Source organism: Brevibacterium sp. CFH 10365, from assembly GCF_009299785.1.
GTDB classification, from domain to species: Bacteria; Actinomycetota; Actinomycetes; order Actinomycetales; family Brevibacteriaceae; genus Brevibacterium; species Brevibacterium limosum.
This window is the reverse complement of record NZ_VIGO01000001.1, coordinates 459,704-485,224: the sequence shown is the minus strand read 5'-3', so window position 1 is coordinate 485,224 and position 25,521 is coordinate 459,704. Positions and strand designations below refer to the sequence as shown.

Genomic DNA, 25,521 nt, shown 5'->3' with positions numbered 1-25,521 from the left:
GCTTGCCTCTGAATCAAAGTCAACCGTTTGGTTGAATAAAGATTTCGCAGTCCGCATTCGCCCACCTGACCTGCAGGTATGTGCGGCGTAGCCAACGGCTCACAAGCTTCTCCACGGAATCCGCACCGACAAACTTCCCTCATCATCGCCTCGGAAAGGCAGCTCTGTCGTATTGTCGAAAGAAGAGCTGAGCGTTCGAGTGCCGCGACCGGGGCCGATGATGGCCCGGGTGAACAACCGACCGGATGCGGATGCTCAGATAAGCGAGAGACGAAGAAGTCTGGAGAAGTAGATGCCCACACTGCGACAGCAGCTGTTCCGAATCAAGCCGGTTCCGCGGCAGAAGGAAGACGTCGAGACCGATCTCAAACGCACGATCGGCCTGTTCTCGCTGACGATGGTCGGCGTCGGCTCGACCATCGGCACCGGCATCTTCTTCATCCTCGCCGAGTCCGTGCCCGTGGCAGGCCCCGCCGTGATCTGGTCGTTCGTCATCGCCGGAGCCGTCGCAGGCCTCGCAGTCATCTGCTACGCCGAGCTCGCCGGGTCCGTCCCCGTGTCCGGATCCTCCTACTCCTATGCCTATGCGACGCTCGGCGAACTGCCGGCGATGGGTGTGGCCGCCTGTCTCCTCCTCGAATACGGAGTCGCTGGTGCCGCCGTCGCCGTCGGCTGGTCGCAGTACGTCAACCAGCTGCTGTTCAACCTGTTCGGATTCGAGATCCCGCACGCCCTGGCCTACGCGCCCGAAGAAGGCGGAATCGTCAACCTGCCGGCCATCCTCCTGCTGGCGATGTGCTGCTTCCTGCTTGTCCGCGGCACCGGCGAATCCATCGTCGTCAACGCGATCATGGTCTGCCTGAAGGTCGGCGTGCTCATCTTCTTCGTCTGCGTCGGCGTCACCGGCTGGGACTCGAACAACTTCGCCGACTTCGCCCCCTTCGGCATCTCCGGAGTCGTCGCAGGATCGGGTCTGATCTTCTTCAGCTACGTCGGTATGGACGCCGTCGCCACCGCCGGCGATGAGACGAAGAACCCGAAGAAGACGATGCCCAGAGCCCTCATCGCCGCTCTCATCATCGTCACCTCCGTCTACGTGCTCGTCGCTGTCGCCGCCCTGTCCGCCCAGCCGTGGGAGGAGTTCGACGGACAGACCGCCGGACTGTCCGCCATCCTCGAGAACATCGTCGGCTCACAGTGGCCCGGCACGGTCGTGGCCGCCGGCGCGGTGATCTCGATCTTCTCCGTCACCCTGGTCTCCATCTACGGCCAGTCCCGGATCCTGTTCACGATGGCCGGCGACGGAATGATGCCCAAGCTCTTCCGCGAGGTCAATCCCCGCACGCTCACCCCGGTCAAGGGCACGATCGTCGTCTCCGTCGTCATCGCGATCCTCGCCGGGTTCATCCCGCTGAACTTCCTCGCCGAGATGACCTCGATCGGCACCCTCGTCGCCTTCGTCGTCGTGTCCCTGGCGGTGATCATCCTGCGCATGCGCGAACCGAACCTCGAACGCGGCTTCAAGGTCCCGTTCTATCCCGTCCTGCCGGTGCTGTCGATCATCGGCTGCTTCTGGATCATCTCGAGCCTGCAGTTGGTCACGATCGTCGTCTTCGTCATCTGGACCGCCCTTATTCTGGGCTTGTACTTCATCTTCGGTCGCAAGTCCTCCGTCCTCGGTCGGCAACTCGCCGAGGCTGGGCCCGCCAATCCCGATTCCGCCGGAACGGACTCCTCAGGAGGAGACAAATGAGCATCGTCGTCGGTCTTGCCCCGGGTCAGGACAACCGAGCCGCTGTCGAGCTGGGTATCGTCCTCGCTCGCACCTATCGGCGCCGGATCGTCGCGACGGCCGTTGACTCCGCAGCGTTCCCGATGGCGCCCGTGCACTTCGAGAGGCAGTATGAGAAGAGCTTCCGCACCGTCGCCGAGGCGGCTCTCGACGAAGCGCGTGCGCTCATTCCCAGCGATATCGAGTCCGAATGCGTCCTCCACTCCTCGCGGTCGTCTCGGCGCGGTCTGCTCGAGATGTGTGAGAAGACCGATGCCTACCGGCTTGTCGTCGGGCCCTCGTCGGAAGGGAAGCCGGGCAAGATCGCACTCGGGTCGGTGTCGAACGGTCTGCTGCACAGCGCACGGCTGCCGGTGGCATTGGCCCCGGCCGGATTCCGGGCGTCGGAGGGTGCGCGGCTGGAGCGGATCACGGCCGCGTATTCGGGGTCGTCCACCTCGGCGGATCTCATTCTGGGTGCTGCGATGGTCTCTGCGCAGTCGGACGTGCCGTTCCGCATCGCCTCGTTCGCCCCGCGCTCACGGGTGGTCGCATCCGCGAACGTCCCCTTCGATATGGAGTCGAAGGTCGTCGACGAGTGGACGAAGGTCGTCCAGCGTGACACGGACAAGATCCTATGCTCGATCGAACAGCTGCACATCAAGCCCGGCGAGACGGATGTGGTCGTGGGAACGGGCGCCGATTGGGCCGCGGCGCTGACCGCTGTCGAGTGGAAGCATCCAGAGGTGATGATGCTCGGATCCTCCGGGCTGGGGGCGCTCAAGCGAGTGTCTCTGGGCAGCCACGCGATGCGGATCCTGCAGCACTCTCCGGTTCCGGTCGTCGTCGTGCCTCGGCGAGCGAAAGCCGATTACATCCGCCAGGAGACAGTGTGACGGCCGGGCTTTCTGAGCATCCCTCACCTTTCGTGCCATAACCTCCTGCAGGAGCGGGGCGGTGTGTCGTGACGGGTGAGTGATGATCGCGCGGTGGGGTGGTGTGCCGCGAATGGTGATAGATGGTCCGGTGCTGATGGCGGTGAGTGTGAGCGCAGAGCGCGGCCGGTAGTGTCCAATACTTGAACAGTTCCAATCTAAGCGTAATGGCTTCGCTAGCCTGAGGTCAGGTCACAACGACGTGGCCGAGAGCTAGTAGAGAGGAACCGCATGGAACTGCTGCGACTGGGACCGATCGGACACGAGATTCCGGCAGCCCGCCACGACGGAGTCTGCTTCGACCTCCGTCCGCTGACCGATGACATCGACCCGAACTTCTTCGCCGCTGGCGGAATCGAACGCGTCCGAAATGCGCTCGCCGCCGGGGAGCTCAGCCCACTCGAAGATGCTGATGAGATGCGCATCGGTGCGCCGCTGACCAGGCCCTCTTCCATTGTGTGCGTGGGTATGAACTATGCCGCGCACGCCAGAGAGGCCGGTGCCGAGCCTCCCGACCACCCCGTCATCTTCTTCAAGATGCCCTCGACCATCGCCGGACCCACCGACCCGATCGAGCTGCCGCCGTATGCGACGAAGGCCGACTGGGAGGTCGAGCTGGGAGTGGTCATCGGTACGCGAACCTTCAGAGCCGCCTCGGCGGAGGAAGGACTCGACCATGTTGCCGGGTACGTGTTGGCGAACGATCTGTCCGAACGTCGCCTGCAGATCGAGGAATCCGGCGGTCAGTGGTCGAAGGGGAAGAATCTGCCCGGGTTCACCCCGCTCGGCCCGTGGATCCGCCCCGCCGCCGAGGTGGACCCCGGTGATCTGCGACTGCGCAGCTGGGTCAACGGCGAAGACCGGCAGGATTCGACGACGAGTGACCTCATCTTCTCCGTCGGAGAGATCATCCATCAGCTCAGCCAGGCGATGGCCTTCGAACCGGGAGACGTCATCCTCACCGGTACCCCGCAGGGCGTGGCAATGTCCGGACAGTACCCGTACCTGGCCGACGGGGACGTCGTCGAGCTCGAACTCGAGGGTCTCGGCCGGCACCGACAGGTCGTGACCGTTACGGAGTGAGGGTCAGTACTCCCAGTCCTCCGGCAGGTCGTCCCAGTACGCGTCCCGGTTTTCGATGATGCGCTGCCGCCGCCGCGAGATGAGGTAACGCGGATCGCCGAGGACGACCTCGGCGTAGTGGAGTTCGTGACCGGCGGCAAGCAGCAACTTCTCGGCCGTCGGCTTCGGTGACGTCGAAACGCCGAGGTGGCACTGCAGTTCCCCGATGGTCAGCTCTCCTTCGGCGCCCCATTGGCCGGAGAAGAGATTGTTGTTCTTCCCGACGATCCAGAACAGTGCTGCGAGCAGAGTCCGATCAGCAATACGACGACGGAAGATCGCAGCGTCACCTCGTCCGATCTCCACTAAGAGCCGCAACGCGGCCGTGGCGAGCTCCGGCTCTTCGAAGACCTCGACCGCGACCCGTCGGATCTCAGGAACCAGCGAGGTGAGCCGGTCGACGACGTCATCGGCCACGCCCGTGGTGTCGAGGTCTTCGGTGGGCAGAGGTTCATCGGTCAGTGACTGCAGTGCATCGATGCCGCCGACCGCCTCGGCGCCACTTCCGATAAAGATCTCGGCCACGTACGAAGCCTGATCGCCGAGGAAGGACTCGTCGGCGGACTCGTCATCGAAATCCGACGAGAACATTGAGTCATCGTCGTCATCAACGCCGGTGAGAAGCCGTGCGAAGAGGTCCGCCGTGCTTTCGCCGCCGGGGTCGTCACCGCGGACTCGTGCCGTGTATTCCTCCCGGTTGTCCTCAATCGCGGCAAGAGCGTTCTCCGTGAAGACAGGATCGACTCCGCTGCGATCGTTGGCATAGAGGACGATCGCGGCCAGGGCGGTGGGCATGAGGAGCAGATCGTCTTCGGGCGACATCACCTTGCGCGGGTAGAGGTCGCGCATGACGCGCTCAACGAAAGTGCCCGACCACCTCAGCGGATCGTTGTTGCCGTAGTTGCACTGGAACTCGAAGAGCAGATGGGCATGGCTGATCTCGTCCTCGGTCAGCCCAGCGGCAAAAGGCGAAGCGCGGAAGTCTTCGACGAGTTCATCAATCTCCTCCGGTTCCCACATTCTGATCTCGTAGCCGGTGCCGCTGTTGGGAAGCTTCCGCAGCATCCATTCGAGCATCGGTCGGGTGCCCGGCCAGCTCTCGGTCTCGATCGGGGGAAACATGTGTGTGCTCATCTCGAGGGCCTCACGCAGCCTGGCCCCGGCATCGGCGAGGCTGAGGGCGACGACGTCGACGGGGAGTTCCAGCTCGGTTCGGCTGAACTCGACGACAGCCGACAGGGGGCCGTCGGAAAGATAGGCGTCCTCGAGGTAGGGCGAGCCGCTGCGGTCCACGGCGACAGCCAGAGTGACCGACCTGCCGGCCGTGGAGATCTCGAGCAGGATCGTCTCCTCGATCTTCACCGGCGAAACCAAGGCTGCCGCGCGGAAGGGCTTGATCTCTTCGGCGCGGCGGATCCATTCGGGCAGGCGTTTGGAGTTCGGGGTCGGCAGCATTCTGGCGACGCGGCGGCCGAAGAGTTCATCGTCGAGCATCTGTGCCCAGATCCTCACTAATGGTTCGGTCTCAACCGGTGTTGCTTCGAGCATGTTCGCGGCGAGTTCGCGAATCGGTGGAATTTCCGTCGGGTCCGTGTCGTCAGTTTCGGGTGCGTCGATGGAGGCCAGCATGCTGCTCGCCATGTCGAGCAGCATCAGCGGGCTCTCGCTGTGGGAGGCATTGTCGAGCAGGTCGAGAAGCTCGGGCTCGTCAGCGCGAGAGGGATCGAACGGACCAGAAGGCGGAGTCATGAGCTCTACGCTACTGGGGATCGGTTCTGGTGGACAATGGCCTGGCCTGGTAGTCGGCGATGTACTGACCTGGTGGACAGCGACGGGATCATTGACTGGTCTGCGACGCCACTCGTTCGAGATTCCCTGAGGCGGATATCCGCGCCGATCGCGTCGACACCTGGCACCATGGGAGAACCGAACCACGCACGACTAGGAGCATCGTCATGAGCACGCACCGACTTCCCCTCACCGGTGTGCGAGTCCTCGAACTCGGCAATTACATCGCCGCACCCACCGCCGGGCGGATGCTTGCGGACTTCGGTGCCGAGGTGATCAAGGTCGAACGCCCCGGAACCGGCGACGAACTGCGCAACTGGCGGCTCAAGGCCGGCGACACGTCGATGCTCTACCGCACGATCAACCGCAACAAGAAGTCGGTCGTGCTCGACCTGCGCAGCGACGAGGGACGCGAGGCCGTGCTCGAACTCGTCCGCCGCAGCGACATCCTGCTCGAGAACTTCCGTCCCGGCACACTCGAGAAATGGGGGCTCGGCCCCGACGTGCTCGAAGAAGCCAACCCCGACCTCGTCTTCGTGCGCATCTCCGCGTTCGGCCAGTCCGGACCGATGTCGTCGCGACCCGGGTTCGCCGCCGTGGCCGAAGGCTACTCGGGCTTCCGCGAGCTCGTCGGCGACCCCGACCGCCCGCCGGTGCGCGTGGGCATCTCGATCGGCGATTCAATCGCCGGGATGCAGGCGGCGTTCGGTGCCGTGATGATGCTCTTCGACCGACAGCGGCAGAAGATCGCCGGAGCCGCCGAGGCGGTCGTCGGATCCGCGCACAGCTTCGAAGGCAAGGGGCCGCTGTCGGAGCGGACCGTTGACGTCGCGCTCAATGAGGCGATGTTCTCCGTGATGGAATCCCTCGTCCCCGACTACTCCGCATTCGGCGAGATCCGCACCCGCACCGGCGGTCGGATGGAGGGCATCGCGCCCTCGAACGGCTACCTGTGCGCGGGAGGGAAATCCGTGGTCATCGCCGGCAACGGGGATGGAATCTTCCCGCGGCTGATGACGGCGATCGAGCGTCCCGATCTCGCCGAGGATGCCGACCTGCAGACGAATGCCGGCCGTTGGCAGCGACGCGACGAACTCGACGAAGCCATCGGTGCGTGGTGCGCGCAGCGTTCGGTCGACGACGTCGTCGAGATCCTGGAAGAAGTGGGCGTTCCGGCCGGACCCATCTACACGGCCGAAGACCTCGTCGCCGATGAGCAGCTGGCCGCTCGCGGGATGATCCAGAACCTCGACGTCTCCACCGGCGAAGAAGTCCTCGAAGACGTTGCCTTCCCCGGCATCACCCCGGTCATCGGCGGCGAATCGATCGCGATCGACCACCTCGGGCCCGATCTGGGCGAGCACACCGACGAAGTGCTGTCATGGCTGGGGCTGAGCGGCCAGGAGGACTGAGCGCTCAGGCCTCTTCCGGCGGCGACCGCCCAGGTCTATTCTTATGCCATGGGCGAGCTGAGGTACTCGATCAACGTCACCGTCGACGGCTGCTGCGATCATCGCGTGGGAGTCATCAGCGAAGAATTCCATCGTCATCATGCCGAGAATCTCAAGCGTGCCGATGGGCTGATCTTCGGCCGCGTCACCTATCAGATGATGGAAGACGCCTGGCGCCGACCCGCCGGTGACACGACCCCGGATGCGGACCTCGACCCATTCGTCGCGGCCATCGACCCGGCCCGCAAGTATGTCGTCTCGAGCACCTTGGACCGCGTCGACTGGAACTCCGAACTCATCGCCGGCGATCTCGACACCGCGGTCCGCGAGCTCAAGGAACAGTCCGTGACAGGACTCGCCGTCGGAGGAGTGACGTTGCCGTTGGCTCTGGCCGAACTCGGTCTCATCGACGAATTCGAGTTCGTCGTCCACCCCTGCATCGCCGGCCACGGACCGTACCTCTTCGCCGGACTGAGCAAGGTGGTCGATCTCGAACTCGTCGGTCGCGACGAACTCGAAGCCGGGCACGCCATCCTGACGTATCGGCCCACTACCTCGGCTTCCCGATAAACGGGACCAGGCACAGGCAATTCACGCTGCGCTCTCACATGCCGAACACTCTCTGTCCTGCGCACTGAGCGCCATGTATAACGAAAGTGACGCCGCACACTGGAGCGCGGCGACGAATCGTTTCCCGTTCAGCGGGAGCATGCGTGAAGGAGTCCCATGGTCCGGCCCACCTCCGTCGACATCCTCGACACCACTCTGCGCGACGGGCTGCAGATCGAAAAGACGATCGTGCCCACCGATATCAAGGTTGCGCTGGCAGAGAAGCTCATCATCTCAGGGCTCAAGCACATCGAGGTCGGGTCCTTCGTCAACCCGAAGAAGGTCCCGCAGATGGCCGACACCGACGAGCTGCTGCGCCGGCTGGCTCCTCATGAGGCCGACGGTGTCGAGTTCTATACTCTCGTCTTCAACCTCAAGGGTGCCCAGCGTGCCGTCGATGCCGGGGCGAAGAACATCAAACTCGTGCTCTCGGCCTCTGAAGGACACTCGAAGGCGAACTCCGATGCCTCCATCGCCGAGGCGTCCGACCGCCTCATGGACGCCGCGAACTTCGCCCGTGACCAGGGGCTGCGCTTCGACATCACGACCGCCGTGAGCTTCATCTGCCCCTTCGACGGAATCACCGAGGCGGGCCACCTCGTCGAAGTGCTCCGTCCCTTCGTCGACGCCGGAGCCCACGGCGTCGGGGTGGCCGACACGATCGGCAACGCCAACCCATCATTGGTGCGCCGCAACACCTCGGCGGTCCTCGAGGCCTTCCCGGACAAGCCGGTCAACCTCCATCTCCACGACACCTATAACTTCGGCATGGCTAACGTCATCGCCGCCCTCGATCTGGGCATCGCGCACTTCGACGCGGCCATGGGCGGACTCGGCGGCTGCCCTTTCGCACCGGGAGCGGCCGGCAACATCGGCAGCGACGACCTCGTCCACCTCCTCCACCGCGAGGGTGTGGCCACCGGCGTCGACGTCGACGCCCTCACCGAGGTCCGCGACCCCCTCATCGCCGCCGTCGGGCACGAGCTGACCTCGAGCCTGTCCGACATTCCGGCCACCCCCGCGGTCTTCGACGGCAGGTTCGCGACCGCCTCGGCGAGGGATTGATATGAGCACCGAGGCGACCCGCACCGCGTCTGCCGACACGACCCAAACCCAGCCGACCGCCGAGCCCCTCCCGCTCGAAGGCATCCGCGTCATCGAGTTCTCCCATATGGTCATGGGCCCCAGCTGCGGGATGATCCTCGCCGACCTCGGCGCCGAGGTCATCAAGGTCGAACCCCGCGGAGCCGGCGACAAGACCCGCTACCTGCCCGGGTCCGGATCCGGGCTGTTCCCCGCATTCAACCGCAACAAGCACAGCGTCCAACTCGATATCGCCGAGGCGGCCGACCGTGACCGCGTCCTCGACCTCATCGACTCCGCCGATGTCCTCCTCGAGAACTTCCGCGTCGGGAAGATGGAATCGATCGGATTCGGATACGAGGAACTGACCGCCCGCAATCCCGGACTCATCTACTGCTCCCTCAAGGGATTCCTGTCCGGCCCCTACGGGAACCGGGCGGCGCTCGACGAGGTCGTGCAGATGCTCGGCGGATTGGCCTATATGACCGGTCCGCCCGGTCAGCCGCTGCGTGCCGGCGCCAGCGTCAACGACATCATGGGCGGGATGTTCGGAGTCATCGGTATCCAGTCCGCACTGCGGGTGCGCGAAACCACGGGCCGCGGCAAACTCATCAACTCCGCGCTGTTCGAGAACAACGCGTTCCTCGTCGGCACCCATATGGCGCAGGCCCAGATCAGCGGCGAACCACCCCGCCCGATGCCGACCCGGCAGGCCACATGGGCCGTCTACGACATCTTCCGCGATGCCGATGACAACCAGGTCTTCGTCGCCGCCGTCTCCGACGGGCAGTGGCGCGACCTCTGCGACGAATTCGGACTGGCCGGCCTCGCCGCCGACCCGGACATGCTGACCAACCAGGGACGAGTCGACCAGCGCGAACGCATCCACCGCGAACTCCAGGAGGCGCTGTCCCAGCTGAGCCTGGCCGAAATCGAAGACAAGTGCACCCGCCGCGGCCTGCCCGTCGCTCCGGTCAACACCCCGGCCGACCTCACCGCCGACCCGCACCTCGTCGCCTCCGGAGCGCTCGCCCACACCAGGTTGCCGAGTGGAGCCGGCGTCGATGTGCCGCTGCTGCCGCTGACCTTCGACGGGAGCCGGCTCGGTCTGCGCAGCGACGTGCCCGAACCGGGCCGCCACAACGGCCACTACAGGGACGGCCCCGCAGTGCCGACGGGCCCACCGGTCGACGGGCCTCAGCCCGACGAGAACCGTCTGGACTGACGGCCCGGCTGTCGACATCACCGGCCGCGGACCGGTGAGCACCGGAACATCCAGCACCGAAGCACCCATCACCAAAACACCGACCACTATCGAGAACCGAACACACAAGGGGACAGCTCATGCGATCAACGACGATCACACGCACACGGACGGCCGCCTCGGCGAGGGAGACAGCGAAGAGCGCCCGCAAGCGCGCGGCGACGATCGGTGCCGTGCTCGCATCGGTCGCCCTCGTCGCCACCGCCTGCGGAAACAAAGCGCAGCCCCCGGGCGAGGGCGGGGACTACCCGAAGGGGCCAGTCACGGTCACCGCCCCGGCCGAACCCGGATCGGGCTGGGACACCACGGCACGCGCGCTCGTCGAGGCGCTGCAGAAGGACGACATCGTCTCGACACCGCTGCCCGTGCAGAACAAGCCCGGCGGCACCGGCTGCTCCTGGCTGACGTCGATGATGCAGCAGGAGAAGGGCAAGGACGATCAGATCGCCATCACCTCCCTGGCCAGCCAGACGATGAAGGCCCGCAACCTCTGCGAATACGGCCCCGAGGATGCCACTCTCATCGCCACCCTCTACGTCGAGGACTTCATGGTCGTGACTCCGAAGGACGGGGACTTCAAGGATCTCGACGCCCTGGTCAAGGCGCTCAAGGACGACCCGCAGAAGGTCACCGTCGCGGCCGCCGGAGACGACACTCTGCCCTTCGCCCTGTTCGCGAAGGAAGCCGGCGTCGACCCGGCCGACATCAACTTCGTCAACTACGACGGCGGCGGAGAGCAGACGACCGCCATGCTCAACGGGGATGCGAAGGTCGCCATCGCCGGCATGAGCGAATTCCGCTCCGTCATCGAAGCCGGTGACATCGAACCGCTCGTCACCTTCGCCCAAGAACCGCTGGCAGCGCCCTTCGACAAGGTGCCCACCGCGAAGGACTCCGGCTACGACGTGACCCTGGGCAACTGGCGCGGAGTCTACGGCCCCGCCGAGATGCCGCAGGAAGCCGTGGACTTCTGGGCCAAGGCGCTCGAAGACGTGAGCAAATCCGACGCCTGGCAGGAGACGCTGAAGAACAACCAGTGGGCCACCGAGTTCCACACTGGTGACGACGCCCAGGCCTACGTCGATGACGCGGCGAAGACGGTCGCCGAAGGCGTCAAGGAGACCGACCTGGGCAACAGCAAATGACCGCTTTCCGCACCGACCTCATCACCGGCGGCGCCATCGCCGTCATCGGAGCGGTGTACTACATCGCGACGTTCTCCATCCAGGAGACGGCGAACATCGTCACCCCGCGCACCTTCCCCGCCATCGTCGGGATCGGACTCATCGTGCTCGGCCTCTTCCTCGCCGGCCAAGCCGTCGTCCGGCACCGGAAGGACACCCTCGCCGAGGCGGCGCCCGGGTCTTCCGGGTCCGTTGCGGCGGGTGCGGGGCCCGGCGACGGGCCGGCCGCCTCGGCGGGAAAGTCCTCACCGGAGTCGGTCGGAGCCGATGAGGCGACCGGCACGGATGAGGCGACCGGCGGGGTCGTCCTCGAAGCCCCGCCGGAGCCGCAGGTGCGGAAGGTCGTGTTCCAGTTCGCGCTCTTCTTCGTCTATCTGGCGATTCTCATCCCGGTCGGGTTCCTGCTGTCCACGGCGGCGTTCCTGATGGGGCTGACCAGCATCTACGCGCCGGAGAAGTGGATCCGCAACCTCATCTTCTCCGTCGTCTTCGCAGTCGTGGTCTACGCGGCGTTCGTCTACGGACTCGCCGTGTACCTGCCGGTCGGAATCCTGGGATAGGGGGCGGACATGGACACTCTCATCGATCTGGGAGGCGGCTTCGCCTCGGCGCTGGAGCCGGTCAGCCTCGCCTTCGCCCTCCTCGGCGTGCTGTTGGGCACCGTCGTCGGCGTGCTGCCGGGAATCGGACCGATTTCGGCGATCGCGATCCTCATCCCGGTCTCCTTCGGCATGGAGCCGGTCCACGGCCTCATCCTGCTGTGCGGAATCTACTACGGGTCGATGTACGGCGGTTCGATCACCGCCACGCTCATCAAAACCCCTGGTGAGGTGGCCAGCGCGGTGACAGCGATCGAGGGCTACGAGATGGCCCGCCGAGGTCGGGGCAAGGCGGCTCTGGCGACCGCGGCGATCGGATCGTTCCTCGCGGGCACCCTGGCGATCATCGGACTGACGTTCCTCTCACCCGTCCTCGTCAAGCTTGCGAACGTCTTCGGTGCCACCGAATACTTCATGCTCATGGCCACTGCCCTGCTGCTCGCGTCGACGATGTCGGCGGGTTCGCGGGCCAAGGCGCTCGTGTCGATCTTCATCGGCCTGGCCGTGGGGCTCATCGGTCTCGACTTCCAGACCGGACTGCCCAGGCAGACGTTCGGTGTCGATCTGCTCTCCGACGGGATCGACTTCACGATCTTCGCAATGGCGCTCTTCGCCATCCCCGAGGCGATCCGCAACCTGGCGCTCGGACGCGGGGCGAAGGATGTGATCCAGAGCTTCGGTGACGACAGATGGATGACGAAGCAGGACTGGCAGCGGTCGGCCGGACCGTGGGCCCGCGGCTCGGTGGTCGGATTCATCATCGGCATCCTGCCAGGCGTCGGCCCCTCCCTGGCCTCGTTCATGTCCTACATCATGGAGAAGCGGATCTCGAAGCGGAAGGACGAATTCGGCCACGGCGCCATCGAAGGAGTGGCCGGTCCGGAGGCGGCGAACAACGCCGGCGTCGGCGGAGCCATGATCCCGCTGTTCAGCCTCGGCATCCCGGGTTCGGCGACGACGGCGCTGCTGCTCTTCGTGTTCACGATGTACGGTCTGCAGCCGGGGCCGCTGATCTTCCGGGACGACACCGGTCTGATCTGGACGATCATCGCGAGCATGTACATCGGCAACATCGCTCTCATCATCCTCAACCTGCCGCTGGTCGGGGTCTTCGTGAAGCTGTTGAAGATGCCCAAGGAGATCCTCTTCTCGTCGATCCTCGTGCTTGTGGTCATCGGCGCCTATGCCATCGAATTCAGCCTGTTCGGGCTGATGATGCTCGGCATCTTCGGAGTCATCGGCTACCTCATGGAGAAGGGAGGGATCCCGCTGGCTCCGGCGATCCTGGCACTCGTGCTCGTGCCGCTGCTCGAGGACAACTTCCGGCGCATGCTGCAGATCTCCGGCGGATCGTTCGCGCCTCTGGTCACCAGGCCGGTGTCGCTGTCGATCATCATCCTCATGGTCCTGGGCATCATCGGGCCCATCATCTTCCGGTGGTGGGTATCCCGGCGGAAGCTGCTCGCCGATGTGGCGGTGTCGTGAACGGCAGTATGAAGGCTCGTGCTGACAATCCACTGCCGGAGATCGGTGTCATCGACCGCAGTGCGGCCATCCTCGCGTGTCTCCAGGACTCGCCGATGACGGCTGCGGAGGTGTGCCGCCGGCTCGGCTATTCGAAGTCGACGACGTACCGGCTGCTGACAGACCTGCGGGCGCACAAGTTCATCGTCCGCGATTCCTCGGGACTGCTGCGGTTAGGGCCCTTCCCCGGACGGCGCAACATCGCCACGACCAATTCAGTGCTCGAGCATCTGCGGTCGATGACCGGGGAATCCGTGCAGCTGTGGGTCCGAGTGGGTGAGGACCGCGTGTGCGTGCGCAATGTCGAAGCCGATCATGAGCTGCGCGTCTCTCGCGGAGTCGGGACAGTGCTCTCACTCGTCGACGGCGGCTCGGCGGCCCTGGCGCTGTGCGGGCCGGGCAACCCGGCGGAGTTCTACGCGACGAAGCAGGCACGTGTGGCCGGCACCGCCTCGGCGAGTGTGGCGTTCACGGTCGGCGCGGTCGTGTTCGCCCTCTGTGTGTCCTATCCGCTGACCCGGGAGCCGGACAACGTCGCCGGCGCCTATCGCAGCCTGCTCAGCCGGGCAGCCATCGAACTGCGGGCGCTGCTCGACGGCAGCGAGGAGCTCGAAGTGCTGCGCGATATCGCCCGTTTGGCCCTCGGCGCACGCAAGCAGGCGGGGGAGTAGGGGCTGCGAGCCGGCCCGAGATGGCGGCTGCTCACTCGTGCACCGGCGCCTGTGGGCCGAGCATGCTTCGTCGGTCTGAGCATGGGAATCGGCGGGAGAAGAATGTAGATTTCGGCTCGGGATTTCTACTTTTCTTTCCCGCGAAACTCCGCAGGGCCCGGCCAGCGACGTGGTTCTGGCGAGGAAGGGCATATGGGGCCACTCGTGTGTCGAGTGGTTGTGGATGGAATCGGACTCGCGCGCGGACACCCTGTGGAGACATCAGCTGCGTCCACAGGGTGGCAACTGGTGCCTTGCGGACCGAGGCGTATCCGACACTCTTGTTGGTCATGGACCTCCGCATCGAGCATCGCAGCTATCCGTCGCTCTTCAGAACCGGAGAAGCCGAGGAAAGGGGAATCAGCCAGCACCATCTGAGATACGATCCGCGCTTCAGCGCTGTCACGGCCGGCATCCACCGAGATGAGGTGAGACGTGTCGAGCACCCGACTCCCAGCTGGGCTGAGGAGACCTGGATGGAGGAGAGCCTCCGGCTCAGGGCGGTGACGATGGTCGTTCCCAGGATCGCCGCAGGAGGCGCCTCGGCAGCTCGACTGTTCGGCTTGCCTCTGCCGCACAGGCTGGTCGACGATCACCTGCACCTGGTCACGTTCGATTCGGGTCGGAAGGTGGCACGGAAGGGCATGAGCGTACGACGTCACTCTCGTGAGGAAGCCGGGTATTGGCTTGAGCTGCCGATGCACTCACCCGTCGGCGTCTTTCTCGATCTGAGTGCCGAGCTGACACGTGACGAACTCGTTGTGCTCGGTGACTCGATCGTCGGCGGGTGGCACGGACCGCCGCTGTGCAGCCTCGAGTTCCTGAGGACGAAGATCGCGCAGCGGAAGTACCTGCGCCAGCGTGTTCGGGTCGGAGCAGCGCTGTCATTGATTCGTGAGGACGTCGATTCGCCGCAGGAGACGGATCTTCGGCTGTGGGCAATGAGCCGTGGACTGCCGGAGCCGGTGGTCCATCCACGGGTCTACTGCCGGCTGATCAATCGCACAGTCGAGCCGGACTTGGGCTATCCGCACGCGAGGTTGGCGCTCGAGTACGACGGTGAGCACCATCTGCTGTCCAAAATGCAATGGGCCAGTGACATCGCCAGGGACGAGGCGCTGCGGCACGAAGGCTGGGAGGTGCTGAGGGTGACCAGCCAGATGAGCAGGGCGCTGCTCGAGCGGAAGATTCGGTACCACCTCGAGCGGAGAGCCGGCGGCGGTGGCAGATAGCAGATGGTCCGCCGGTGCCGAGCGAATCCGATTTCGCGGGAGCAGACTGTAGATTCCCGACCTTGAAACCAACAATCTGTTCCCGCTGAATCGGGGAACGCAGTGTGGGACCACGGGCATCGCCGCGATGACGCTAGATGAACGGTGACGGTTTCGCTGCGGCCGGCCTCTTCTAGTGTGGGTACCCGGGTGCAACGACCCGGACAATCGCGTACACCGCACAACGGGAGGATCCCCTATGACCACACGCATCGCCGTCGTCGTCGGCAACCCGAGCCCCAAATCGCGAACCCGCCAAGTGGCCGAAGACCTCGCAGCTAAGATCGCCGAAGTCACCGGATCCGAGATCGACGAAACGATCGAGCTCGCCGAGGTGACTGATGAGATCTTCGAATGGAAGTCCGACCGCCTCGACAAGCTCACCGAACGTCTGGCCACTGCCGACTTCGCCGTCATCGCCACTCCGACCTACAAGGCCAGCTACACCGGACTGCTCAAAGCCTTCCTCGACCGGTACGATGCGGACGGTCTGCACGGGCTGACTGCGATCCCCGTCTTCACCATCGGGTCCCCGGCGCACACCCTCGCGGTGGAAACGACACTGCGACCGCTGCTCGTCGAACTCGGGGCCAGCGTGCCGACGAAGGGTCTGGCGTTCCCGACAGCGAAGTTCGACGACCGCTCGAGTGTGCTCGACGAATGGGTCGAGAGCCAGAAGGCGTACCTGCCGCAGCACGGCTGAGGACACTCTTCAGCTTGGTGAAACTGCAGCAGCTCGGTCCAGGGGCCAAGCTGCTGCAGGTTCACCAAGCTGGTGGGCCGGCAGGTTGCGGGAACGCAGAGCGCGGGCCCGCTGAACGCATCAGCGGACCCGCGCCGCCTGAGGGGGGGCGTTTCGTTGAGAGGGAGGGCCTCCTCGGGGAGGGGTCAGTCGATCTGCAGCTCGCCCATGGCGTCCCAGCCGTCTCCGTCGATCTGCCGGGAGATGATCTTCGGGGTCGCGGCCAGCGCGGAGTGCATGGGACCGCCCGCGGCGGTCGCGGCCTGGAAATGGTCGGACTTCACGTGCGCCTCGGCGGCATCGTCGTCGAAGGCTTCGACGAGGACGTACTCGTTCGGGTCATCGAGGCTGCGCGACCAGTCGAACCATTTGTTGCCCGGTTCGGCGCGGGTCGCCTCGGTGAATTCACGGGTCAGCTCGGGCCACTGTTCGGCCATTTCGGGTTTGACGGGGAACTTCACGACGATGAAGATCATGTCTTCTTCCTTCTCTCTGTGGGTGATCTCTTGTGTGGAAATGTGGGTGACGTTGGCGGTTTCGTCCTCAGCGACGACGTTACGAGAACTGCATGCCGCCGTCGACGAGCATGGTCTGTCCGGTGACGTAATCGGAGTCCTCGCCGGCGAGGAACGACACGAGATTGGCCACGTCCTCGGGGACGGACACCCGGCCCATGAGGATGTCACCGGCGTATTTCCTGATCGCCTCACCCTTGGCCAGTCCCTCCTCGGCGGCGAGCTTCTCATCGATGAGATCCCACATCGCGGTGCCGACGATTCCGGGCCCGTAGGCGTTGACGGTGATGCCGTGCTTGGCCCACTCCATCGCGGCTCCCTGCGTCAGCCCGCGCACCGCCCATTTCGTCGCCGAGTACGGCGACAGCAGTGCGAAGGGGCGGAAGGCGACGATCGAGGCGGCGCCGATGATCTTGCCGCCGTTGCCCTGCTCGATCATCTGCTTCGCCGCGGCCTGATAGGACAGGAAGACGCCGGTGAGGTTGACGTCGACGATCTTCTCGAAATCGGCCTTCGAGTAGTCGATGAGGGGCTCCACCTGTGCGATCCCGGCGTTCGCAACGAAGACGTCGAGTTTGCCTCCCGCGTCGACGGCAACCTCGACGAGGCGGCTCAGCGAATCCTCGTCCGTGACGTCGACCTTGGTGCCGGTAGCCTTCCCACCTGCACTTTCGATCGCCTCGACGGTCGCTGTCACCCCGTCCTGCATGCTCGGCAGGTCGGCGACGATGACATGGTGGCCATCGGCTCCGAGCCTCTGGGCGATGCCCTGTCCGATTCCCCGTGCGGATCCCGTCACGACTGCGACGCTGTTGTTCGTGCCCATTTCTCCTCCTTGAGTTCTCGACTGTGAGCGAGCACGATCATTCTCTGCAGAGTCGGCGGCGGGAGGACACGGGTCTTCTCATGTGGCGATAAAGCGGCTGCGCCTCAGGCGTGGTCGAGTTCGGAGAGCGCGCGACTCAGACGTGGTCGAGCTCGGGGAGTGCGAGGCTCAGGCGTGCTCGGCGACGGGGACGGTGACCGAACCTCCGCGCAGGTAGCTCGACGCCAGGCCCGCATGCTCACGCAGGGTGGATTCGATCTCCTTCATCCGCCCCGCCATCTTCGACGAGGGAGTGCTCATCGCCATCGCCCCGACCTGCATCCCCGTGCCATTGCGCACCGGCACGGCCGCGCAGGTCTGGCGGGGCAGGAACTCCTCGTGCTCCCACGCGATTCCGCGGGTGGCCACCTCGGCGAGGTGAGGGTTGAGGGCTTCCCGACTGATCATCGTCTGCGGGGTGAGCACTTTCATTCCGCGCGCCTCGAGGTAGTCGGTGCGCTGAGGTTCGGGCATTCCGGCCAAGAGGATCTTGCCGAACGCGGTGGCGTGCGCCGCCTCGTGGAAACCGAAGCGCAGAGGCCGCAGTCGCGGGTGTTTCTCGCAGTCAGAGCAGTAGGTGAGGATGATGTCCGAGCCGCGGTAGATCGCGAAATAGGCGGCGGTGCCCAGCGCCCGGTGGAGCTGATCGGTGATCTGGCGGATCGGATGCGGAGCGACGAGGCGCTGCTGGAACGACAGCCCGAGTTCGAAGCATTTGGGGCCGAGCTCGAAGCGTTTGGAGTCTTTGAGATAGACGAGATACCCGGAATCGGCGAGTTCGTTGAGGAGCCGATAGACGGTGGGCAGAGGGATCTCGAGGCGGGCGGCCACGGTCTTCGCGGCTGCACAGCCCGATGCTGCGACGGCTTCTAAAACGGCGAAGGTTCGTTGGATCACGGCACTGTTGGACACGCGGTCTCCTGTCTGTGCGATCGCTCCGGCGGTGAACGCCCGAGCCGGACCCGGCCGGGTTGGGACTGCCCCGGCTGGGACTGTCAGGTCCGGCCGGACGGGAACGGTCACGGATGCGGGACGGGGGAGCCGCCTCGGCGATCGACTTTTTCATCTGGTGAGAATGAGGATAGTCCATGGTGCTGCGGATCACATAGGTTGCTCGTGTCAGGTCAGTGGCGGGCGTGCGTCGATGCCGCCGCCCGGAGTGGAGCAAAGGAGCATCCGATGGCATTCCCTGCAAAGTACCCATCGCTGAATGCGATGGAGATGACCGATGAGGCGAAGCAGACCCTCATCCGCGTATTGCGTGTGGCGTTTCCGCACGCAGACTTCCCCGACGGTCCCTATGAGCGCACCGCGGACACGATCCTCGTCGCCGCCGATGAGGAGACCTGGTTCCGGGTGGCACTCATCCAAGGGCTGCTCTCCCTCGACCAGCTCGCCGACGGTGACTTCTGCGGACTCGACGACGATTCCGCTCTCAAGGTGCTGCGCCGGGTCGAGTCCACCGAATTCTTCGGCTTCGTCCGCCGCACCGCCGTGCTCAACCTCTACGACGACGCCGAGGTGTGGGAGAGGCTCGGCTACGAAGGGCCGTCGTTCGACAAGGGCGGCTACATCAACCGCGGTTTCGCCGATCTCGATTGGCTGCCCGAACCGCGGATCGTCTACCCCGAAGACGAGCCGCTGCCCGAGCTCGGCGCCGGGGCCAAGGGTGTCCGCAGCGGCAGTGCCGCAGGTGACGATTCGACCAATCAGCCCGCGCCTCAGAGCGTCGAGATGGGTGAGGTGAAGAAATGATGGCACAGAACCAGAACGCGGGTCGCAGCGTGACCGGATACAGCGTCGACCCGGACGAGGAGGCTGTCGTCATCGTCGGCTCCGGTGCCGGCGGCGGAACACTGGCCTACGAGCTCACCGCGAAGGGCATCCCCGTCGTCGTCCTCGAGGCAGGGCCGTATCTGCGCAACGAGGACTACGTCAACAACGAGTGGGAGGCCTTCAACCAGATGGCCTGGCTCGACCCGAGGACCACGACGGGTTCCTGGCGGATCGCCCGCGACTTCCCGAACCTGCCGGCCTGGATCGTCAAGGCCGTGGGCGGAACGACGACCCACTGGTCGGGCGCGACCCCACGCTTCAAGGAACACGAGTTCAAGGCCCGCAGCGTCTATGGCCGCATCGACGGAGCCAACCTCCTCGACTGGCCGATCACCCTCGAGGAGATGGCCCCCTACTATGACCGCGCGGAGAAGGCGATGGGCTCGACGCATGTCCACGGCCGCCCGCCGCTGCCGGCGAACAACAACTACAAGGTCTTCGCCGGAGGGGCGAAGGAGGTCGGCTACAAGTTCTACGCCACCGGTCCGTATGCCACGAACGCCGAAGAGTACGACGGCCGACCCGCCTCCATCCAGGACGGCTTCAACTTCCAAGGAGATAAGAACAAGTCCAAATGGTCGACCCTGGTCAGAGAGCTGCCCAGGGCCGCCGACACGGGACTGCTCGACCTGCGCCCGGAATCGCAGGCCGTGCAGATCACCCACGACGCCGACGGTCGTGCCGACGCCGTGCTCTACCTCGACAAGGACGGCAACCTCCACCGTCAGGCGGCGAAGATCGTGTGCGTGGCCGGCAACTCGATCGAGACGCCGAGGCTGCTCCTCCTCTCCGGCACACCGTCCTTCCCCGACGGGATGGCGAACTCCTCGGGTCATGTGGGGCGGAACTATATGCGCCACCTGACCGGCACGGTGTGGGGACACTTCGACAAACCCGTGCGGATGTACAGGGGAGAGACGATGGCCGGAGTCATCGCCGACGAGTCGATCCATGATTCCGACCGCGGGTTCTCCGGCGGCTACTACATGGAGACGATCTCGTTGGGGCCGGCTTTCATGGCCTCCTTCGTCGAACCCGGCGGATGGGGACCGGACTTCGCGGCCCTGCTCGACCGGTACCTCAACACCGCAGGAATGTGGATCGTCGGCGAGGACATGCCGCAGGAGTCGAACCGGGTGACGCTGAATACGACAGTCAAGGACACGAACGGTCTGCCCGTGCCCAACGTCCACTACGACGACCACGCCAATGATCTGGCGATGCGCGAACACGCCTACGCCGCAGGGCAGAGAGTCTACGAGGCGGTCGGGGCGACGACTTCGCATCACACTCCGCCGTACCCGTCGACGCACAACCTCGGCACCGCGCGGATGAGCGAACGGCCCGAGGACGGGGTCGTCGACAAGTGGGGCCGGACCCACGACGTGAAGAACCTCTTCATCTCAGACGGCTCGGTCTTCACCTCCGGTGCCGCGGCGAACCCGACACTGACGATCGTGGCACTGGCGATCCGGCAGGCCGACTACATCGCCGAGGCGCTGCGGACCGGGGAGGTCTGAGGACGCGGTCGGTCTTCAGCTTGGTGAACCTGCAGCAGCTTGGTCCATGGGCCGAGCTGCTGCAGGTTCATCGAGCTGCTGGGGAAACTCATCCCGGCACAAAACTGCCCACTGATCGGCCAGCAGGTCCTTTCGGCGCAATAGGATGAAAGAGAGACCGACTCAGGAGGAGACTGCCCGTGCCACGCACCGTCTACTACACCGCGACCACGCTCGACGGGTTCATCGCCGACCCGAATGACTCGCTCGAATGGCTGCTGCGCCAGACCGGAGAACCGCCGGATGACGGGTTCATCGACGGTGTCGGAGCGATGGTCATGGGTGCGACGACGTACGAGTGGGTGCTGCGGAACCTCGACGGACCCTGGCCCTACGAGGTTCCTGCCTGGGTGATGACCCACCGCAGACTCTCCCCGCCCGAAACCGGGAAGGACGGGAAGACTCCCGACATCCGATTCGCAAAGGGATCGGTCTCCGACCACTACTTCGAAATGTGCACCGCCACAGGCGACCGTGACCTGTGGGTGATGGGCGGCGGCGACCTCGCCGGCCAGTTCGCCGACGAGGGGCTCCTCGACGAGATCATCACCTTCACGGCTCCCGTCGTCCTCGGCAAGGGACGCCCGCTGCTGCCGCGCCGACTCGACCTCGAGCTCATCGACGTCGGGCACAGCGCCCCGTTCGTCATCGCGCGTCACCGGGTGATCGGTCCCCTCCTCGAAGACAGCTCAACTGAGTGATGATTCCCCTCGCCGAGGCGGCCCGACGCTGCGTACGCACGGACAGGGCCGCCTCGGCGAGGATATCGACACTTCGTGCGCAACGATGGGTCGCCTCGGCGAGGTCCATCCGAATATCGGGCACCTCTGGTGCCGGCTGTCAGTTCCGTGATTCGATGCTTCCATGACTGCTGCGATTGAGAACCATCGGGCCCGCCTGCGCGCGGGGGAGACCTTCAACGGACTGTGGATGATGTCGACGAGTCCGGAGCTGGCGAAGACCGGGTCGGCGGCCGGGTTCGACTATGTCTGCCTCGATCTGCAGCACGGGCTGGTGCGGCCCACCGATGTGCTGCGGCTGACGGACGCCGTGCGGGCCAGCGGGGATGCGCTCGTGACCGCGCGGGTGGCGGCGAATCGATTCACCGAGATCGGGGCGCTCGCCGACGCCGGAGTCGAGGCGATCATCGTCCCGCTCGTGTCCTCGGTCGATGAGGCACAGGCCGCGGTGGCCGCGCTCGACTATCCCTCGCGGGGCGGGGATCGTTCGTGGGGACCGACAGCCGAGATCATGCACGGCGCCGTGCAGGACACTCGGGATGAGCGGCCGCTGCTGTTCGTCATGATCGAGAACGAGGAGGGCCTGGCTGCGGTCGAGGATATCTGCGCCGTGCCGGGAATCGACGGGGTCTACGTCGGTCCGGCCGATCTCGCGTTCGCCGTCGGCGCGCTGCCGGGGCAGCCGAATGAGGCCCACGCCGAGGCGCTCGTGCGGATCTGCACGGCCGCCGACGCCGCCGGGGTGGTCCCGGGAATCCACTGCGGCGACGGCGAGGAGGCCAGGCTGCGCAAGGAACAGGGATTCCGCTTCATCACCTCGGCCGGCGACCTCGGCGCCGCAGGCCGCGCCTTCCGCGAGGACCTGACCACCGCCCGCTCCTGACCCTCCCCAATTGCTGCCCGACGGCGGCCCAGCAACCTGGCGCCAGGTTGCTGGGCCGCCGTCAGGTAGTTGGGGGAGGGGATGGGGGTTCGCTTTGTATGCGGCGTTGCCATGGGGCGCCAGGGTGTTCTTGAGAAAGCCGAGTATCCTGACGTTTCTCTATTCAACTCACGAGTTTTCCTGCTTGCACATATTCATAGATGCAATTCCCTCAGGGTATCGACACATGCGAAAACAATCTTGGACAGGCATCGTTGGGTCGCGAATACTGGAACGCATAACAGTTGTTCCACGTCACAAATGCACTGCCACACCTGCTCATGGACCAGAACCCAACGGAGGGATCGCCGATGACAACAGCACCACGCATCGATACCGATGCAGTTCGACCCGTGGAGCCCGGCCCATTGCCGCCCGCTCCGCCGACTGCATCTCGGCTCAAGCCTGAGTCATTCACCGCGGGAATCAAAGCTGTCGTCGGGCTCGTCGGATTGTTCGCGATCTGGGAGTTCGTTGTTTTCATCTTCGACTTCCCGAAGTATCTTCTTGTCGGCCCGATCTCAGCGTTCGAGGAGTTGTTCACGAACCCGGGCTACTTCGCCGTCAACGCTCTCACCACCCTGCAGGAAGGTCTCGCAGGATTTGCCCTAGGCACAGCCTTGGGCGTTCTGTGCGGTGCGCTCCTCTATTACGCTTCCTTCCTTCGCCCCTTCCTCTACCCGGCGCTCATCGCCATCGATACGATTCCGAAGGTCGCACTGGCACCGCTGTTCATCGTCTGGTTCGGCTTCGGCTTCGAGTCGAAGGCCTTCGTGGCAATGGCCATCGCATTCTTCCCACTCGTCATCAACACGTTCGACGGACTCAACTCCGTGCCGCACGAACTGCAGGACCTCGCGCGCATCAATCGTGCCTCGAAACTGAAGAAGATGATGAAGATCGACTTCATCTATGCGCTCCCTTCGATCTTCACAGGTGCGAAGATCTCGATCTCGCTGGCCGTCGGCGGCGCCGTGGTCGGTGAGTTCATCGCTGGGTCCAAGGGTCTCGGATACGTCATCCTTCTCGCGAACTCACAGGTCGACCTCCCCTCGATGTTCGCCGCATTCATCGTGCTCGCGGCCATCGCATTGCTTCTCTTTTTCATCATCGACCTCATCTCAAAGAAGCTGCTGCCGTGGAAGAACTACACGAAGTGAGAGGCGGAACCATGCACATCCTGAAGAAACTGCTTGTCGCGCCGCTCCTGCTGTCAGTCGTCGCGCTGGCAGGGTGTACACCCAAGGACGGACTCGACGACTTCAATCTCATGGTCGACGTCGCTTATCTGCCGAAGCACGCACCGTTCTTCGCTGCAGAGGCTCAGGGCTTTTTCGAAGAAGAGGGGTTCGATGTCTCTCTGATGCCTGGGTCCGGTTCGACGAACACCGTGACCTCCGTTGAAACCGGGAGAGTCGACGCCGGATGGGCCGATTTCGGTGCCACCATCCTCAGCCAGGGGAAGGGGGCTCACGTCAAGCAGGTGAACCTGCTCCAGGCCCGATCGGCGTATGCGACTATCGCTCTCGAAAGTTCGGGCATCAAGACCTGGGAGGACATGAAAGGCAAGACAGTGGCCACCGAAGGAGCCGGAGCCATGACGGCGATGTGGCCGCTCGCGCTCGAACGCAGCGGTCTCAAGCAGGATGATGTCAACGTCGTCCACGCCACTGGCGAATCGAAGATTCCGGGCCTGCTGGCCGATCGTTGGGATGCGAACCTCGCGCTCTACGTCTCCGACGAGCCGGCTCTGATGGCGCTCGGCGAGAAGGCGAACATCCTCAAATGGTCTGACGTCGGCATCGACCTCTACGGCAACGGCATCGTTGTCTCAGATGAGGCCCTGAAAAATGATCCCGAGAGGATTGAGCGATTCAACCGCGCTATGCAGAAGGGCTTTCTCTGGGCCTGCGACAACCCGGAGCAGACTGCAAAGGACTTCACGAAGGAAGTCCAAGGGTACGAACCGGAGACCGTAACTTATGCGCTCAAGTCGCAGTGCGAATTGAACTGGGCCACCGGAAAGTCAGACGACCAGTTCGGTGTGATGACTGACGACGGAGTTGGGCAGATGCTGACTGTGGCCACCGACTTCCTCGGTCTCGAGAACTCGACCGACCTCACTGTCGACGACATCTATACCAACGACTACATCGACCCGATTCGCCATGACGAAGACGTTGCGGCCCCCACAAAGCGAATGGAGTACGACCATGACCACTGACTATGCGATCTCAGTCAACAACGTCGGCAAGACATACACCTCGCGAGACGGGCAGGAGAACGTCGTCCTCAAGGGGCTCGATTTTCACGTCAATCCGGGGGAGTTCGTCTCGATCGTCGGCCAGTCCGGCAGCGGAAAGACCACACTGCTCAACACGATCTCCGGCCTGCAGGAAGCCTCTGAAGGTGAGATCCTCATCCGCGGACGCGAGATCAGCGCCGCTCTCAAGGACATCGGAATGGTGTTCCAGAGCCCGGTCCTCCTGCCCTGGCGGAACAATCTCGACAATGTTCTCCTGCCCTTGGAATTTCGTGACGCCGTCACACCGGAATCCAAGGATCACGCCATGGAGCTGCTGCACATGGTCGGACTCGGAGAGAAGGCGACCCGGTACTCCTACGAACTCAGCGGTGGGATGCAACAGCGTGTCGCCATCTGCCGCGCGTTGGTTTCACGTCCGGAAATCCTCCTCATGGATGAGCCCTTCGGCGCACTCGACGCGATGACGCGCGATTCGATGAACTTCGAGATCCAGCGAATCTGGCGTCGCACGGGCTGCAGCGTCCTCTTCGTCACCCACAGCATCTCCGAAGCCGTATGGCTGGCAGATCGGGTCGTTGTCGTCGGCGATCGCCCAGGTCGGATCGTCGCCGACGTCAAAGTGGACATCGAACGTCCCCGCGCGAAAGAGCACAAGTTCTCGGAGAACTTCGCCAGCTACGTGGCGGAGATCGAATCCCACATCGGAGTCACCGCCGGAATCAGCTGAGTGGTCCGACCGTTCGACCCGACGAAGGTACGACATGG

24 protein-coding genes are annotated in these 25,521 nt (G+C 64.5%); 20 read left to right on the top strand and 4 right to left on the bottom strand.

The features are described from left to right. Positions 1-292 precede the first annotated feature (292 nt). From FHG09_RS02040 to FHG09_RS02030, 3 genes are all read left to right on the top strand, one after another. On the top strand, positions 293-1,753 hold the full coding sequence (locus FHG09_RS02040) for an APC family permease (RefSeq protein ID WP_152346022.1): 1,461 nt from the start codon (positions 293-295) through the stop codon (positions 1,751-1,753). After that, entirely contained in the window at positions 1,750-2,667 is a 918-nt protein-coding gene (locus tag FHG09_RS02035; protein WP_152346021.1) for a universal stress protein, read from the top strand. Before FHG09_RS02040 ends, FHG09_RS02035 begins: the two co-directional genes overlap by 4 nt. Before the next feature lie 270 nt (positions 2,668-2,937). Next, positions 2,938-3,789: a fumarylacetoacetate hydrolase family protein gene (locus FHG09_RS02030; protein ID WP_152346020.1), complete on the top strand. Its 852-nt coding sequence runs from the start codon at positions 2,938-2,940 to the stop codon at positions 3,787-3,789. A 3-nt stretch (positions 3,790-3,792) separates the two neighbouring features. On the opposite strand, the gene FHG09_RS02025 is transcribed toward FHG09_RS02030, so the two are convergent. Further along, a complete protein-coding gene (locus FHG09_RS02025) occupies positions 3,793-5,577 on the bottom strand; it encodes a hypothetical protein (RefSeq protein ID WP_152346019.1) in 1,785 nt (594 codons plus the stop codon). A gap of 206 nt (positions 5,578-5,783) precedes the next feature. Between FHG09_RS02025 and FHG09_RS02020 the strand changes: the two genes are divergently transcribed. The 10 genes from FHG09_RS02020 to FHG09_RS01970 all read left to right on the top strand — a co-directional run bounded on the left by FHG09_RS02020 (position 5,784) and on the right by FHG09_RS01970 (position 16,014). After that, entirely contained in the window at positions 5,784-7,028 is a 1,245-nt protein-coding gene (locus FHG09_RS02020; RefSeq protein ID WP_152346018.1) for a CaiB/BaiF CoA transferase family protein, read from the top strand. Positions 7,029-7,076: 48 nt separating this feature from the next. Then, entirely contained in the window at positions 7,077-7,637 is a 561-nt protein-coding gene (locus tag FHG09_RS02015; RefSeq protein WP_152346017.1) for a dihydrofolate reductase family protein, read from the top strand. Between the two features lie 156 nt (positions 7,638-7,793). Further along, the gene (locus FHG09_RS02010; RefSeq protein WP_152346016.1) at positions 7,794-8,741 is read left to right on the top strand and encodes a hydroxymethylglutaryl-CoA lyase; all 948 of its coding nucleotides are present in this window, start codon (positions 7,794-7,796) and stop codon (positions 8,739-8,741) included. A 1-nt stretch (position 8,742) separates the two neighbouring features. Next, entirely contained in the window at positions 8,743-9,984 is a 1,242-nt protein-coding gene (locus FHG09_RS02005) for a CaiB/BaiF CoA transferase family protein (protein WP_152346015.1), read from the top strand. Between the two features lie 119 nt (positions 9,985-10,103). Continuing rightward, positions 10,104-11,168, top strand: coding sequence for a Bug family tripartite tricarboxylate transporter substrate binding protein (locus FHG09_RS02000; RefSeq protein WP_152346014.1), 1,065 nt, complete (start codon positions 10,104-10,106; stop codon positions 11,166-11,168). Continuing rightward, positions 11,165-11,767 carry a tripartite tricarboxylate transporter TctB family protein gene (locus FHG09_RS01995; protein ID WP_152346013.1) on the top strand — a complete coding sequence of 201 codons (603 nt, stop codon included), beginning with the start codon at positions 11,165-11,167 and terminating at the stop codon, positions 11,765-11,767. The genes FHG09_RS02000 and FHG09_RS01995 overlap by 4 nt, the downstream gene beginning before the upstream one ends. A 9-nt stretch (positions 11,768-11,776) precedes the next feature. Next, positions 11,777-13,291: a tripartite tricarboxylate transporter permease gene (locus FHG09_RS01990; protein ID WP_152346012.1), complete on the top strand. Its 1,515-nt coding sequence runs from the start codon at positions 11,777-11,779 to the stop codon at positions 13,289-13,291. After that, positions 13,288-14,001 carry a helix-turn-helix domain-containing protein gene (locus FHG09_RS01985; protein WP_227492489.1) on the top strand — a complete coding sequence of 238 codons (714 nt, stop codon included), beginning with the start codon at positions 13,288-13,290 and terminating at the stop codon, positions 13,999-14,001. The genes FHG09_RS01990 and FHG09_RS01985 overlap by 4 nt, the downstream gene beginning before the upstream one ends. 329 nt (positions 14,002-14,330) lie before the next feature. After that, positions 14,331-15,272 (top strand): hypothetical protein, encoded by a 942-nt coding sequence (locus FHG09_RS19690; RefSeq protein ID WP_193627245.1) that lies wholly within the window; start codon positions 14,331-14,333, stop codon positions 15,270-15,272. Positions 15,273-15,510: 238 nt separating this feature from the next. Then, positions 15,511-16,014, top strand: a complete 504-nt coding sequence (locus FHG09_RS01970) for an NADPH-dependent FMN reductase (RefSeq protein WP_152346010.1) — start codon at positions 15,511-15,513, stop codon at positions 16,012-16,014. Between the two features lie 185 nt (positions 16,015-16,199). Here the strand turns inward: FHG09_RS01970 and FHG09_RS01965 are convergent, their stop codons facing one another. The 3 genes from FHG09_RS01965 to FHG09_RS01955 all read right to left on the bottom strand — a co-directional run bounded on the left by FHG09_RS01965 (position 16,200) and on the right by FHG09_RS01955 (position 18,345). Further along, complete coding sequence (locus FHG09_RS01965) at positions 16,200-16,529, bottom strand: putative quinol monooxygenase (RefSeq protein WP_152346009.1); 330 nt, start codon at positions 16,527-16,529, stop codon at positions 16,200-16,202. Positions 16,530-16,608: 79 nt separating this feature from the next. Next, on the bottom strand, positions 16,609-17,394 hold the full coding sequence (locus tag FHG09_RS01960; protein WP_152346008.1) for an SDR family NAD(P)-dependent oxidoreductase: 786 nt from the start codon (positions 17,392-17,394) through the stop codon (positions 16,609-16,611). Between the two features lie 168 nt (positions 17,395-17,562). Further along, positions 17,563-18,345: an IclR family transcriptional regulator gene (locus tag FHG09_RS01955; RefSeq protein WP_193627244.1), complete on the bottom strand. Its 783-nt coding sequence runs from the start codon at positions 18,343-18,345 to the stop codon at positions 17,563-17,565. A 267-nt stretch (positions 18,346-18,612) separates the two neighbouring features. Between FHG09_RS01955 and FHG09_RS01950 the strand changes: the two genes are divergently transcribed. The 7 genes from FHG09_RS01950 (at position 18,613) to FHG09_RS01920 (ending at position 25,483) form a co-directional block, all read left to right on the top strand. Beyond that, entirely contained in the window at positions 18,613-19,188 is a 576-nt protein-coding gene (locus FHG09_RS01950; RefSeq protein WP_152346006.1) for a hypothetical protein, read from the top strand. Further along, positions 19,188-20,789, top strand: coding sequence for a GMC family oxidoreductase (locus FHG09_RS01945; protein WP_152346260.1), 1,602 nt, complete (start codon positions 19,188-19,190; stop codon positions 20,787-20,789). Before FHG09_RS01950 ends, FHG09_RS01945 begins: the two co-directional genes overlap by 1 nt. Before the next feature lie 179 nt (positions 20,790-20,968). After that, positions 20,969-21,529, top strand: a complete 561-nt coding sequence (locus FHG09_RS01940) for a dihydrofolate reductase family protein (protein WP_152346005.1) — start codon at positions 20,969-20,971, stop codon at positions 21,527-21,529. 163 nt (positions 21,530-21,692) lie between these two features. Further along, positions 21,693-22,451, top strand: a complete 759-nt coding sequence (locus FHG09_RS01935; RefSeq protein WP_193627243.1) for an HpcH/HpaI aldolase family protein — start codon at positions 21,693-21,695, stop codon at positions 22,449-22,451. Between the two features lie 350 nt (positions 22,452-22,801). Next, positions 22,802-23,650 carry an ABC transporter permease gene (locus FHG09_RS01930; protein ID WP_152346004.1) on the top strand — a complete coding sequence of 283 codons (849 nt, stop codon included), beginning with the start codon at positions 22,802-22,804 and terminating at the stop codon, positions 23,648-23,650. Between the two features lie 11 nt (positions 23,651-23,661). Next, positions 23,662-24,714, top strand: coding sequence for an ABC transporter substrate-binding protein (locus FHG09_RS01925; protein WP_152346003.1), 1,053 nt, complete (start codon positions 23,662-23,664; stop codon positions 24,712-24,714). Beyond that, the gene (locus tag FHG09_RS01920; protein ID WP_152346002.1) at positions 24,704-25,483 is read left to right on the top strand and encodes an ABC transporter ATP-binding protein; all 780 of its coding nucleotides are present in this window, start codon (positions 24,704-24,706) and stop codon (positions 25,481-25,483) included. The genes FHG09_RS01925 and FHG09_RS01920 overlap by 11 nt, the downstream gene beginning before the upstream one ends. Positions 25,484-25,521: the final 38 nt, after the last annotated feature.